Below are 13474 nucleotides of genomic sequence, written 5' to 3' on the forward strand. Positions count from 1 at the left end.
GATCAAGCCGTTTAATAGGGACACTTTGTCCACTCTGTCCAGAGTGTCGACCAAGTGTCGCCAGACACCTCCCCGCCGCCTCCCCACAAATCGTCATTTCCCTTCTTGGCATGGCTTCTGCAACCCCTTGGGCATGGGCGGCGCAACCGCCCCGTTTTGAATCCGTCCACCCAGGAGAACATCGCCATGCCGACCAAGAGCCTAAGCGACCCGTTTGACGCCAATTCGGACCTGCGCCACGACAGCGCCTGCCGCCACGGCCACCACGGCCCAGGTCAGTGCAGCTGCTTCGACACGGCCGACCCCAACCTCGAACGCCGAATGGACAACGGCGAATTCGCCACGACCGAGCCGCACCATGCGGAGCACAAGGCCCAGGGCACGCTGGACGAAGAGGCCCTGATCGACCGCGCGGTCGAGAGCGCGGTAGTGCGCGGCATGTTCGGCCACAACGAGATCAATCGTCGGCGTTTCCTGCAGATGCTGGGTGGCGGCACCCTGGCCGCGGCGCTGGGTTCGGTCATGCCGCTGGACAAGGTGAAGGCCGCGATCAAGGACGGCGGGCCGCTGGAGAAGACCAAGCTGCGCATCGGCTTCGTGCCGATCACCTGCGCCACGCCAATCATCATGGCCCACCCGATGGGCTTCTACGAGCGCTACGGCCTGGACGTCGACGTGATCAACACGGCGGGCTGGGCGGTCGCGCGCGACATGTCCCTCTCGGGCGAATACGACGCCTCGCACATGCTCTCGCCAATGCCGCTGTCGATGACGCTGGGCACCAGCTCGTCCAGCCGCGAGCACTTCATCATGCCGGCGATCGAGAACATCAACGGCCAGGCAATCACGCTGCACAACAAGCACAAAGACAAGCGCGATCCCAAGGACTGGAAGGGCTTCCGCTTCGCGGTACCGTTCGAGTATTCGATGCACAACTTCCTGCTGCGCTACCTGGTCGCGGAACACGGCCTGGACCCTGATCAGGACATCAGCATTCGCGTGATCCCGCCGCCGGAGATGGTCGCCAACCTGCGCGCCGAGAACATCGATGGCTACCTGGCCCCCGACCCGTTCAACCAGCGCGCGGTCTGGGACGAGATCGGCTTCATTCACATGCTGACCAAAGAGATTTGGGACGGTCATCCCTGCTGCGCCTTCGCCTGCTCCGCGGCCTGGGCCGAGGAACACCCGAACACCTTCGGGGCACTGTTCCGCTCGCTGATCGATGCCACCCAGTACTCGTCCGACATCGAGAACCGGGCCGAGATCGCCAAGGTCATTTCGCCCCGTGCCTATCTGAACCAGCCGGAGCCGGTGGTGCGCCAGGTCCTGACCGGCCGCTACGCCGACGGCCTGGGCAACGTGCAGGACGACCCGCACCGGATCGACTTCGACCCGTTCCCCTGGCATTCGATGGCCACCTGGATCCTCACGCAGATGAAGCGCTGGGGCTATGTGAGTCGCGACTTCGACTACAACCGGCTCGCCGAGGATGTCTTCCTCGCCAGCGAGTGTGCCGAGGTGATGAAAGAGCTGGGCTACGAACCGCCGAGCGACACTTACAAGAACTTCGAGATCATGGGGAAGGTGTTCGACTACACCGACCCGGAAGGCTATCTCGAAAGCTTCGAAATGCGCAGGAGCTAAGCCATGTTGAGCAATCTCAACTTTCGAGCCGGAGTACTTTCGGTTGTGATCCTGCTGTTCTTCCTGGGCGTGTGGCAGTTGGCCACCGCCCCGGAGGTCCTGATGATCCAGGAGGAGGAACTCAGCGAGTACGAAATGCTGACCGGGGGCGGCGGGCAACGCGGCTCCAGCGGCATCCCCGCACCGTCCGAGGTGATCAGCCACGCCGTTTCCGAGCTGAGCAACCCCTTCTACGATGCCGGCCCGAACGACAAGGGCATCGGCATCCAGCTGGGGTACTCGATCTATCGCGTCCTGCTGGGCTTCTTCCTGGCCGCACTGATCGCCGTTCCGTTCGGCTTCGTGATCGGCATGTCGCCGCTGTTGAACAAGGCCTTTGACCCGTTCATCCAGGTGCTCAAGCCCATATCGCCTCTGGCCTGGATGCCGCTGGCCCTGTTCGTGATCCGTGACTCGAACATCTCGGCGATCTTCGTGATCTTCATCTGTTCGATCTGGCCCATGCTGGTCAACACGGCCTACGGCGTCGCATCGGTGCGCAATGACTGGCTGAACGTGGCCAAGACCCACGAGCTGTCCAAGGTACGCACGGCGTTCACCGTGATCCTGCCCGCCGCGGCCCCGACCATCCTGACCGGGATGCGCATCTCCATCGGCATCGCCTGGCTGGTGATTGTGGCCGCCGAGATGCTCGTGGGCGGCACCGGCATTGGCTACTACATCTGGAACCAGTGGAACAACCTCGACCTGGCCAGCGTGATCTTCGCGATCGTGATGATCGGCATCATCGGCTTCCTGCTGGATCTCAGCCTCGCCCAGGCCACCAAACTCGTGCGCTACGCCGACTAGCGTCGGCGCAGCCCAACCAGGAGTACAACCATGAGCAAGGGCTTCCTCGAAATCGAGAATCTGAGCCAACGCTTCCCGCAGCCCGACTCGGACGACCTGATGACGGTCTTCGAGGGGGTAGATCTGGGGATCCAGAAAGGCGAGTTCGTCTGCCTGATCGGCCACTCCGGCTGCGGCAAATCCACCATCCTGAACGTGCTCGCCGGCCTGGCCTCGCCCACCGACGGCAACGTGATCATGGACAACAAGGAGATCAAGGGTCCGAGCCTCGATCAGGGCGTGATCTTCCAGAACCACAGCCTTCTGCCCTGGCTGTCGGCGCGCGACAACGTAATGTTCGCGGTGCGCGCCCGCTGGCCCAACTGGAGCAAGCAGAAGCGTCTGGAACATGCCGAGCGTTATCTGAAGATGGTCGGGCTGGATCACGCGATGGACCGCAAGCCGTCGCAGCTCTCCGGCGGCATGCGCCAGCGCGTCGGCATCGCCCGCGCCTTTGCGATCGAGCCGAAGCTGCTGCTGATGGACGAGCCGTTCGGGGCACTCGATGCCCTGACCCGCGGCGTGATCCAGGAGGAGCTGCTGAAGATCTGGCAGGAGACCCACCAGACGGTATTCATGATCACGCATGACGTCGACGAGGCCATCCTGCTGGCCGACCGCGTGCTGCTGATGACCAACGGCCCGCACGCCAAGGTCGCGGAGTCGGTGAAGATCGACATCCCGCGTCCCCGCGAGCGCGCCACGCTCCACCAGCACGAGCACTACTACAAGATCCGCAATCACCTGGTGGACTTCCTCGTACACCGCGCGAAGGACATGTCCCTGGAGGCCCAGCAGGAAGCCGCTCAGGGTATGGATCCGCGCCACGAGCCACGCCATGTCAATCCGGCGAAGCCCTCGGAGTCCGCCGCGCCACAGGAGCGGGCCGCGATCCGGGCCGTTTGAACACCCTTATCCACTAACACGACCAAGAGGACTTACCCGATGAGTCTCAGCAAGACCGCCATGACCACCACCATCCTCGAGGCCAAGGAGAACCGCGGTAGCACCTGGGCCGCGATCGCCGAGGCCACCGGCCTGCACGAGGTTTATGTAACCTCCGCCTGCTATGGCATGAACCACCTCGAGGCGGACCAGGCCGAGAAACTGGCGAGCTTCCTCGGCCTCGGGCCCGAGGTTGCCCAGGCACTGCAGGCCTTCCCGCACAAGCACTGGGACAAGACCATCCCGACAGACCCGGTGCTCTACCGCTTCTACGAGGCGATCAACGTCTATGGCGACACCATGAAGGCGCTGATCCACGAGAAGTTCGGCGACGGCATCATGAGCGCGATCGACTTCACCATGGATATCGACAAGGTCGAGGACCCGAAGGGCGACCGCGTCAAGATCACCTGGAACGGAAAATTCCTGCCCTACAAGAGCTGGTAGTCCGCCCGTGCGCCCTGCCGCCGACCCGTGGCGGCGGGGTCCCTCCCCTTGCACCGCACTCGCCCGCCCCCATGCGGCATTCCCCCAGATCGAGTAGGCTCTTGCCATGTTCTGGCCACGACCCCTGCTCTCCTCGCTGCTGGCGCTGCTGACCGCTGTTGCGCCCGCCCTGGCCATCACCGATACGCCCGACGTGCATACGATCGGGGTCCTCGCCTTCGAAGACCTCGAGGCCACCGAGGCGCGCTGGCAACCCACGGCCGACTATCTGAGCGAAAGCATCTCCGACGCCGCGTTCCGGATCCGTGCGCTCGACTACGCTGACCTCAATCGCGCCGTCGAATCGGGGGAGCTGGACTTCGTACTGACCAACACCGGACACTACGTGCGGCTGGAGGCGCAGCAGGGCATTACCCGGCTGGCCACCCTCATCGGGAGCGAGCAGGGCCAACCGGTCCGCCAGTTCGGCGGCGTGGTCCTGGTACCCGCCGGGCGCGAAGACCTGCAGACCCTGCCCGACCTGCGTGGCCAGCGCCTGCTCGCCGTAGACCAGGACTCGCTGGGGGGGTGGCAGGCCGGCCATTTCGAACTGCATCGCGCCGGGATCGACCCGTTCGAGGATCTCGAATCGCTCACCTTCACCGGGATGCCGCACCGCCTGGTGATCGACGCCCTGCTTGCCGGCGAGGCCGACGCCGGGATGGTCCGTACCGGGCTGCTGGAATCGCTGATAGAAGCGGGCGAGATCCCCTCGGATGCCCTTCGAGTACTGCCGCCGCGCGAAACCGCCGAATTCCCGCTGGCCCACACGACCCGGCTGTACCCGGAATGGCCCTTCTCGCGTCTGGACCACACCCCCGATGCAATCGCGGAGGCGGTCACCATCGCCCTGCTGCGCCTGCCGGCCGATCACCTCGCGGCCAGCGCAGGCGGCTACCACGGCTGGTCGGCCCCCCTGTCCTACACCCCGGTGCACCAGTTGTTCGAGACGCTGGGCCTGCCGCCCTACGAACCGACGCTAGTGCTGGATCTCCGCGCGCTCCTGGAGGCCCGCCCGGAGATCCCGCTGGGGTTTCTGCTGGCCCTGCTGCTGCTTTCGACGCTGGCCGTGGTGCATTACCGCCGGCTGAACGCCCAATTGGCCCTGGAAGTTGACCAGCGGCGCGAGGCGGAATCGCGCCTGCGCGCGCACGAGGCGCGCCTGGCCTATCAGGCCGGCCACGACCCGCTGACCGAGCTGCCCAACCGCGTATTGCTGCACCAGCGGCTGGACAGCGCCATGGCCGAGGCCCGGCACCAGAAGGACCGAATAGCAGTGCTGTTCATGGATCTTGACCGCTTCAAGACCATCAACGACAGCCTGGGCCACGCGGTCGGGGACGAGCTGTTGCAAATCCTCGGAGAGCGCCTGAAAGAGCGCTTCCGGGCCCAGACCGTGGCACGCATCGGCGGGGACGAATTCATCGTGGTGCTCGATGACATCCGCGACCGGCCCGATGTCGAGGCACGCGCCCGCGAACTGCTGGAGCTGATCGCGGAGTCCTTCGCGGTCGGGGGCTGGCGCGACCTGCAGGTGGGCGCGAGCATCGGCATCTCGCTTTTCCCCGACCATGCCAGGGATGCCGGAGAGCTGATCACTCAGGCGGATGCGGCGATGTACGAGGCGAAGGATGCCGGCCGCAATACGTTCCGCTTCTACAGCCATTCGATGACCGAGGCGGCGAGCCGCCGCCTGGAGATCGAGAACCGCCTCCGCCGGGCCCTGGCGCAGGACGAGCTCGAGGTCTTCTATCAGCCACAGGTACGGATGGCCACCGGCCGCATCACGGGGGTCGAGGCCCTGGTGCGCTGGCGCGACCCGGAAGAAGGCCTGATCTCTCCGAACGTGTTCATCCCGGTCGCGGAAGAGACCGGCCTGATCGGGGCGGTCGGCGACTTCGTGCTGGAGCAGGCCTGCCGCCAGGTGATCGAGTGGGACCGCTCCGGACACCCTCCGCTCGAGGTCTCGGTCAACCTGTCCGGACACCAGATCGCCGCGCCCGGCCTGCCGCGCCGGATTCGTCAGGTACTGCGCAACACGGGCCTGGAACCACGCCGTCTGACCCTCGAGATTACCGAGAGCACCCTGATGCACCAGGCCGAGGCCACCCGCGGCACACTGGAACAACTGAAATCCCTTGGCGTCTTGCTGGCGATCGACGACTTCGGCACTGGATATTCGTCGCTTGCCTACCTGAAGGAGTTCGCGATCGACATCCTGAAGATCGACCAGACGTTCGTGCGCGACCTGCCGGAGGACCGCAACGACGTGGAACTGACCATGGCGATCATCAGCATGGCCCACAACCTGGGGCTGGACGTGCTGGCGGAAGGCGTGGAGACCGAGGCCCAGCGGAGCTTTCTCGCCTCGCAGGGCTGCGATGCCTGGCAGGGCTACCTGACCACGCCCCCCGTGCCCCCCGAGCGAGTGATCGAGCTGGTGCAGTCCAGCCACCCTTCGAGCGCCCGCCAAACCGGAAGCTGAAACGAAAAAAGGCCTGCGTCTGCAGGCCTTTTCTCTGATGTATTGGTGGAGCGGAGGAGGATCGAACTCCCGACCTTCGCATTGCGAACGCGACGCTCTCCCAGCTGAGCTACCGCCCCAATCAAGGCGCGCATTCTAGCAACTCCCGACGAGCGCGGGAAGAGACAGTCGCGTAATCCCTGCCCGTCGCCCTTGCCCAGGCTGACCAAGCGGCGTTCCTCGCCCCATCCCGGGTGCCAGCACAGGCCCGGAACCGGGTGGAAAACGCGATGCCTAGCACCTTTTTCAGCCGTTGTCCGACCACACGTGCCATTTTCGTGGTGCAGGTCACGTCAGACACGCTTAGACCTGATCTAGTCTTAATGTATGTTAGAAGTACGTCGGAAATCCGTCGTAGCTACCGTCTCTTCAAGGAGGCGTCTCTGCCGCATGGTCTGCCGAGACATTCACAACTTTCAGTTGCAGTCCGATCCGGAATGAGTCTCTCTGTCCGCATATTGGGCGCTAGTGGCGGCATCGGCCCCAACCGTCGCACGACATCGATTCTGATCGACGAAGATATCCTGATCGACGCCGGCAGTGGGGTCGGTGACCTGACTCTGGGCGAATTACAAAAGGTCCGTCACGTATTTCTGACCCATTCGCACCTCGACCACATCGGATTTCTGCCGATGCTCGCGGACATGGTGTATTCACCGGACGCGCCCCCCATCCAGATCCATGCGCTACCGGCCACCCTGCAGGCCCTGCGCGAACATGTGTTCAACTGGGTGATCTGGCCCGACTTCACCTGTCTCCCCTCTCCCGAGCGGCCCCTGCTGCAGTTTCAGTCGATTCAGCCGGGGCAGCAGGTAATGATCGGATCGCGCGAGATTCATATCCTGCCTGCGCTGCATACGGTGCCCGCCGTGGGGTACGGCGTGATGCACAACGACGGCATGGGCTTCGCGTTCACCGGAGACACCTCGTCTTCCGGGGCCCTGTGGGATGCCTTGAATACCCTGCCCTATCTGGACTTGTTGATGATCGAGTCCGGGCTGCCGGACGAAATGGACGGCATGGCCGAGCTGGCCAAGCATTACACCCCGCATCGTCTTGCGGACGACCTGGAGGCGCTCCATCACCAGCCACGGATCGCCATCACACACCTGAAGCCCGGACATGAATCCGCCATCCGCCGGCAGCTCCAGCAGTCGCGGCATGCGAGCCGGATGGTGCTACTGGAAGGCAGCGAGCGGTTCGAACTGCATGCCCAGAACCGGGCCCTCAAGGTCGGATAGGCTCTCAGCCGCAACGCCCGGCCTGCATCAGGCCATTCCCGTTCCCTCACCGTCACACGGCTGTAACATCTCTGTTATCTAATGCAGGGCATCCTGAACTCGGGAATGGGTCATGGCTGTAAAGATACTGCTGGTCGAGGATGACACCGCAATCCGCGAAATGCTCCAGCTGCCGTTGCACAAGGCCGGATACGCGGTGCGCGAGGCGGGCGATGTGCGCACTGCCAAGGCCCTGCTGCTGGAAGATCCCCCCGATCTGATCCTGCTCGACTGGATGCTGCCGGACACGAGCGGCCTCGATTGGGCGCGCACGCTAAAGGCCAGCCCGCTCACCAAGGACATCCCGATCATCATGCTGACGGCCCGCGGCGAAGAAGAAGACCGCGTGCGCGGGCTGGATGTGGGTGCCGACGACTACGTGACCAAACCGTTCTCGCCACGCGAACTGGTTGCCCGTATAAAGGCCGTGCTACGGCGTACCGCGCCGATCACCAGCGAAGAGCCGGTGGAAGTCGAGGGTCTGCGTCTGGACCCGGTCTCGCACCGCGTGAGCGGCAACGGCGAGGCCCTGTCGATGGGCCCGACCGAATACAACCTCCTGCACTTCTTCATGACCCACCAGGACCGCGTGTTCACCCGCGGCCAGTTGCTGGACCAGGTCTGGGGCACCAATGTGTACGTCGAGGAACGCACCGTGGACGTGCATATCCGGCGCCTGCGCAAGGCGCTGGCGCTGACCGGGCATGACCACCTCGTGCAAACCGTACGCGGATCGGGGTACCGTTTCTCCCAGACTCCCTGACCGCGGCCGGCGCCGCGAGCTCCAATCACCCCACTCGGTCGTCCGATGCAATCACGCAACCCCTGGCCCGGTGTCATCGCGGGAACCCTGCTGGTCGGTGTCCCGATCGCGCTGCTCGGCTGGAGCATGGGGCAGTTCTGGGCCACGATCGCGTTCCTGCTGGGGGCGGCGCTGTTCTGGAACCTCTCGCACCTGTTGTTGCTGGAACGCTGGCTGCGTCAGGGCGGCCGCAGCGAACCACCGGATGTGCGCGGGCTTTGGGGGCTGGCCTTCGACCATCTTTACCGCCGACGCCGGCGCCACGAACATCGGGTCCACCGGCTGCGCCAGTACCTCGAGCGCTACCGCGACTCGGCACGGGCGATGCCGGATGCAGTCGTGGTCCTGAATGACGATCTGCGCATCGAGTGGCTGAACGAAATGGCCACGCAGCTGCTGGGACTCAACTGGCCGGAGGACGAGGGCCAGCGCATCACGCACCTGCTGCGCAATCCGGCATTCATCACGTTCATGGAGAGCGCGCGCACCACGCCGGGCAGCGTGACCACACCCTCCCCGATCTACGACGACCAGCAGCTGGAATTCCGCCTGGTGCCCTATGGCGATGCGCAATTCCTGCTGCTGGCGCGGGACACCACGCACCTGCACCGGTTGGAAGTGATGCGGCGCGACTTCATTGCGAATGTCTCGCACGAGCTGCGCACGCCGTTGACCGTACTGTACGGAGTTGTGGAAACGCTGGAAGACGAACTGGCGGACCAGCCGGACAAGGCGCGCTCGGTCCAGCTGCTGCGCGAGCAGTCCGAACGCATGAAGCTGCTGGTCGACGACCTGCTGACCCTCTCCCGCCTGGAGACCGGCAGCCCGCAGGGCCCGCCACAATGGGTCGACGTCGGGGCCATGCTGGACACGCTGAAAGGCGAGGCGGAACTGCTCTCCGGCGACCAGCGCCACCGCATCGAGATCCACGCACAGCACGGGCTCCAGTTACAGGGGGCCGAGAACGAATTGCGCTCGGCCTTCGCCAATCTCATCTTCAATGCGATCAAGTACACCCCGGCCGGGACCCGCATCGAGGTCCGCTGGAAATCCGACCCGGACGGCGCGCGCCTCAGCGTAATCGACGAGGGACCGGGGATCGCCCGCCACCACCTTCACCGCCTGACAGAACGCTTCTACCGCGTGGACGCCGGCCGCGACCAGCGCCGCGGCGGAACCGGGCTCGGACTGGCCATCGTCAAGCATGTGCTCGCACGCCACGGCGGACACCTGGAGATCGACAGCCAGCTCGGTCGCGGCACGCGCTTCACCTGCCTGTTCCCCCTCACGATCACCCGCACCCAGCCCATCGAGTCCGCCAAAAACTGACGCCCTGCGATGTCACACGGCTGTCATGTCCCCGTCACAGGAGCGTCAACGCGGCTCCGCATAATCTCCCTCCAAGGTCGCTTGAAGTGACCTTGCAAGAATTCCATTCAAGGGGAGATTCCCATGTTGTTGAAGCGCAGCATTCTGGCCCTGGCCACCGCCACCGCAATGGCCGTTACGCCGTTTACCGCCTCCGCCGAAGTCGATGCCGACATCCCGGCCTACGAGGCGGTCTCCGGGATTTCCGGCAACCTGTCGAGCATCGGCTCCGACACCCTGAACAACCTGATGACGCTGTGGGCCGAGGAGTTCCAGAACTTCTACCCGAACGTCAACGTCCAGATCCAGGGCGCCGGCACCTCCACCGCGCCGCCGGCCCTGACCGAGGGCACCGCCGACTTCGGCCCGATGTCGCGCATGCCGCGTGACAGCGAGCATGCCGAGTTCGAAGAGCGCCACGGCTACGAAATGACCGCCGTCCCGGTCGCGATCGACACCATCGCCGTGTACGTGAACCGCGACAACCCGATCGAGGGCCTGACCCTCGAACAGACCGATGCGATCTTCTCCTCCACCCGCCGCTGCGGTGGGGCCGAGGATATTACGCGCTGGGGCCAGGTCGGCCTCGACGGTTCCTGGGAAAACCGCGACATCACGCTCTACAGCCGTAACGCGGTCTCCGGCACCTATGGCTTCTTCCGCCAGCACGCCCTGTGCGACGGTGACTTCAAGGATTCGGTCAATGAACAGCCCGGTTCCGCCTCGGTGGTCCAGGGTGTCTCCGAGTCGCTGAACGGCATTGGCTACTCCGGCATCGGCTACATGACCTCCGGTGTTCGCGCCGTCCCGCTGGGCGAGAACGAGGGCGAGTACTACGAGCCGAACGCCGAAAACGCCTCGACCGGAGACTACCCGCTGGCCCGCTTCCTCTACGTGATGGTCAACAAGCACCCGGAAGACGGCCTGACCCCGCGCGCGGCCGAGTTCCTGAAGATGGTGCTGTCGAAGGAAGGCCAGGAAGTCGTGGTGCGTGACGGGTTCATCCCGCTGCCGGCCGCCGTGGCCGAACGCGAGCGCAAGAACCTCGGTCTGGAATAACCCAGGCCTCGCGCCGGCCATCTCCGGATGGCCCGAACCGGGTCCCTCGCGGGGCCCGGTTTTTTTGTGCCCGCCCGCTCGACCCGCAATACAGCGTTCAACGGTCCGTCACATGGCTGTCACGTTTCTGTCATGAAGCGGCCGTAGCATGCCGGCCAGTTGCACCCTACACCCGCCGCATCAGGGGACCCTGAATGTCCAGCCTCTCCGCCACCTCGACGCTCGGCCGCTTCCAGCGCTGGCGCCGCACCAAGGACCGCACCGCCCGTTACACCATCGGCTTTTTCGGTGTGGCCGTGGTTGGTGCACTGACCCTGATGTTCGTGTATCTCGCCAGCGAGACACTGCCCATGTTCCAGGGCGCGACCCTGGAGCCGCGCACGGAATACGCGGCTCCAGGCGGCGCCAACACGCAGACCATCCACCTGGCGGTGAACCGCCATCGCGAGATGGCGGTTCGCCTGACCGAAGACCGACGCGCCCTCTTCTTCCGCCCCTACAGCGGCGACATCGTGAAAGAAGAGTCGCTACCGATCCCGGAGGATGTGCAGGTCACGAGCTTCAGCGCCGCCGAGCCGCGTACGCGCCTGGTGGCCGCAGGCCTCGACAACGGCCAGGTGCTGGCCATCGAGTACGAATACAACGAACGTTTCAGCCCCGAGGGTCGGCTGTACGACCCGGGCCTGGTGTACCCGCTGGGCGACGAGGACTCCGCGCTGCTGGACGTGGACGACGACGGCCGCGCGATCTCGGTGGTCGGCATACAGCGCGGCTCCAGCGGCATACGCGTCGCCGCTGCGACGGAAGATGGCAATCTCAAGCTGGTGCGGTTCGAGAAACGCACCTCGATGATGACAGGCGAGACCGAGGTCCGACGCTCCGCCTACGATCTACCCTCGCTGCCCGACGGCGCTACGCCGACCCGCATCCTGCTGGACATCACCGGCCGCCACATGCTGGTTGGCGACGATCAGGGACAGCTCCACTTCTTCGACATCAACAACCCCTCGCGCGCCAGCCTGGTCGACAGCAAGCGCGTGATCCGAGGCGACGCCGCCGAGGTCACCTCGCTGGAATATCTGCTGGGCACGGTGTCCATCATCGTCGGCGGGTCCGACGGCTCGGTCGCGCAATACATGCTGGTACGCGACGACGACAACGTGAACCGCATCACCCGCGTCCGCGATTTCCCGTCGCATGCCGGCCCGATCCGCAACACCCAGCCGGAATACATCCGCAAGGGATTCCTGACCGCCGACGATCGCGGCGAGGTCAAGATCCACTACTCCACCTCGCAGCGCACCCTGATCGAACGCCAGATCACCGACCAGCCGCTGCATCGGGTGTATGTCGACCCGCGCAACCGCCTGCTGATCGGCATCGACGACAACGAGACCTGGCACCTGCAGGACCTGTCCAATCCGCACCCGGAGGTCTCCTTCCACGTGCTGTGGCAGAAGGTCTGGTACGAGGGCCGTTCCGGGGGTGACTACGTCTGGCAGTCGTCCTCGGCCACCGACGAGTTCGAGCCGAAATTCTCGCTGGTGCCGCTGACCATCGGCACGATCAAGGCTGCGTTCTACGCGATGCTGTTCGCCACCCCGCTGGCGATCATGGGGGCGATCTATAGCGCCTACTTCATGTCGCGGCGCATGCGCAGCATCACCAAGCCCTCGATCGAGCTGATGGAGGCGCTGCCAACGGTCATCCTCGGCTTCCTCGCAGGGCTGTGGCTCGCCCCTTTCATCGAGGCCAATCTGCCGGCTGTCGTCAGCATCCTAGTCCTGATACCGCTGGGAATGCTGGTCGCCGCGTTCCTGTGGACCCGTGTGCTGCCGGAGAATCTGCGCAATCTCGTGCCCGCCGGCTGGGAGGCCGCGATCCTGATCCCGGTGATCCTGGTCATCGGCTGGTTCTCGGTCTCCATGAGCCCGCTGATCGAGGTCTGGATGTTCGGTGGCGATGCCCGCCAGTGGCTGACCGACCAGGGCATCACCTATGACCAGCGCAATGCGCTCGTGATCGGCATCGCGATGGGCTTCGCGGTCATCCCGACCATCTACTCGATCTCCGAGGACGCGGTCTTCAACGTGCCCAGGCACCTGACCCAGGGCTCGCTGGCCCTGGGCGCGACCCCGTGGCAGACCGTGGTGCGCGTGGTGCTGCTGACCGCCAGCCCCGGGATCTTCTCCGCGGTGATGATCGGCTTCGGCCGCGCGGTGGGCGAGACCATGATCGTGCTGATGGCGACCGGCAACTCCCCGGTGGTCAACTTCAACATCTTCGAGGGCATGCGCACGCTCTCCGCGAACATCGCGGTGGAGATGCCGGAGGCCGCAGTCGGCAGTACCCACTTCCGCATCCTGTTCCTGGCCGCCCTGGTCCTGTTCGCGCTGACCTTTGCGGTAAACACGGTCGCCGAGATCGTGCGCCAGCGCCTGCGCCAGAAATACAGCTCCCTTTGAGGCATACCCG

10 protein-coding genes and 1 tRNA gene are annotated in these 13474 nt (G+C 64.8%); 10 read left to right on the forward strand and 1 reads right to left on the reverse strand.

The features are described 5' to 3' along the window. The first annotated feature begins 186 nt into the window (after nt 1–186). The 5 genes from G015_RS0103910 to G015_RS0103930 all read left to right on the forward strand — a co-directional run bounded on the left by G015_RS0103910 (nt 187) and on the right by G015_RS0103930 (nt 6451). Nucleotides 187–1647: an ABC transporter substrate-binding protein gene (locus G015_RS0103910; protein ID WP_020146187.1), complete on the forward strand. Its 1461-nt coding sequence runs from the start codon at nt 187–189 to the stop codon at nt 1645–1647. A 3-nt stretch (nt 1648–1650) separates the two neighbouring features. Then, on the forward strand, nt 1651–2496 hold the full coding sequence (gene ntrB, locus G015_RS0103915) for a nitrate ABC transporter permease (protein ID WP_018139110.1): 846 nt from the start codon (nt 1651–1653) through the stop codon (nt 2494–2496). A 30-nt stretch (nt 2497–2526) separates the two neighbouring features. Then, nucleotides 2527–3441 (forward strand): ABC transporter ATP-binding protein, encoded by a 915-nt coding sequence (locus G015_RS0103920; RefSeq protein WP_020146188.1) that lies wholly within the window; start codon nt 2527–2529, stop codon nt 3439–3441. 39 nt (nt 3442–3480) lie between these two features. Then, complete coding sequence (cynS, locus tag G015_RS0103925; protein ID WP_018649366.1) at nt 3481–3927, forward strand: cyanase; 447 nt, start codon at nt 3481–3483, stop codon at nt 3925–3927. Nucleotides 3928–4033: 106 nt separating this feature from the next. Then, nucleotides 4034–6451 carry a bifunctional diguanylate cyclase/phosphodiesterase gene (locus tag G015_RS0103930; protein WP_020146189.1) on the forward strand — a complete coding sequence of 806 codons (2418 nt, stop codon included), beginning with the start codon at nt 4034–4036 and terminating at the stop codon, nt 6449–6451. Nucleotides 6452–6494: 43 nt separating this feature from the next. On the opposite strand, the gene G015_RS0103935 is transcribed toward G015_RS0103930, so the two are convergent. Beyond that, nucleotides 6495–6570 (reverse strand) — tRNA-Ala (locus G015_RS0103935). A 357-nt stretch (nt 6571–6927) separates the two neighbouring features. Between G015_RS0103935 and G015_RS0103940 the strand changes: the two genes are divergently transcribed. The 5 genes from G015_RS0103940 to G015_RS0103960 all read left to right on the forward strand — a co-directional run bounded on the left by G015_RS0103940 (nt 6928) and on the right by G015_RS0103960 (nt 13464). Then, on the forward strand, nt 6928–7731 hold the full coding sequence (locus tag G015_RS0103940; RefSeq protein WP_038044208.1) for an MBL fold metallo-hydrolase: 804 nt from the start codon (nt 6928–6930) through the stop codon (nt 7729–7731). 112 nt (nt 7732–7843) lie between these two features. Further along, nucleotides 7844–8533, forward strand: a complete 690-nt coding sequence (gene phoB / locus G015_RS0103945; RefSeq protein ID WP_018139115.1) for a phosphate regulon transcriptional regulator PhoB — start codon at nt 7844–7846, stop codon at nt 8531–8533. 45 nt (nt 8534–8578) lie between these two features. Further along, on the forward strand, nt 8579–9901 hold the full coding sequence (phoR, locus tag G015_RS0103950) for a phosphate regulon sensor histidine kinase PhoR (protein WP_020146190.1): 1323 nt from the start codon (nt 8579–8581) through the stop codon (nt 9899–9901). A 123-nt stretch (nt 9902–10024) separates the two neighbouring features. After that, nucleotides 10025–10999, forward strand: coding sequence for a PstS family phosphate ABC transporter substrate-binding protein (locus G015_RS0103955; protein WP_018139117.1), 975 nt, complete (start codon nt 10025–10027; stop codon nt 10997–10999). A gap of 194 nt (nt 11000–11193) precedes the next feature. Continuing rightward, a complete protein-coding gene (locus G015_RS0103960) occupies nt 11194–13464 on the forward strand; it encodes an ABC transporter permease subunit (protein ID WP_020146191.1) in 2271 nt (756 codons plus the stop codon). Nucleotides 13465–13474: the final 10 nt, after the last annotated feature.

Source organism: Thioalkalivibrio sp. ALJ15 (assembly GCF_000383695.1).
GTDB lineage: Bacteria > Pseudomonadota > Gammaproteobacteria > Ectothiorhodospirales > Ectothiorhodospiraceae > Thioalkalivibrio.

Excerpts from the sequence above, each read along its gene's own strand:
- G015_RS0103910 (WP_020146187.1), top strand. The coding sequence starts at position 187 with ATGCCGACCAAGAGCCTAAGCGACCCGTTTGACGCCAATTCGGACCTG.
- ntrB (WP_018139110.1), top strand. The coding sequence starts at position 1,651 with ATGTTGAGCAATCTCAACTTTCGAGCCGGAGTACTTTCGGTTGTGATC.
- G015_RS0103920 (WP_020146188.1), top strand. The coding sequence starts at position 2,527 with ATGAGCAAGGGCTTCCTCGAAATCGAGAATCTGAGCCAACGCTTCCCG.
- cynS (WP_018649366.1), top strand. The coding sequence starts at position 3,481 with ATGAGTCTCAGCAAGACCGCCATGACCACCACCATCCTCGAGGCCAAG.
- G015_RS0103930 (WP_020146189.1), top strand. The coding sequence starts at position 4,034 with ATGTTCTGGCCACGACCCCTGCTCTCCTCGCTGCTGGCGCTGCTGACC.
- G015_RS0103940 (WP_038044208.1), top strand. The coding sequence starts at position 6,928 with ATGAGTCTCTCTGTCCGCATATTGGGCGCTAGTGGCGGCATCGGCCCC.
- phoB (WP_018139115.1), top strand. The coding sequence starts at position 7,844 with ATGGCTGTAAAGATACTGCTGGTCGAGGATGACACCGCAATCCGCGAA.
- phoR (WP_020146190.1), top strand. The coding sequence starts at position 8,579 with ATGCAATCACGCAACCCCTGGCCCGGTGTCATCGCGGGAACCCTGCTG.
- G015_RS0103955 (WP_018139117.1), top strand. The coding sequence starts at position 10,025 with ATGTTGTTGAAGCGCAGCATTCTGGCCCTGGCCACCGCCACCGCAATG.
- G015_RS0103960 (WP_020146191.1), top strand. The coding sequence starts at position 11,194 with ATGTCCAGCCTCTCCGCCACCTCGACGCTCGGCCGCTTCCAGCGCTGG.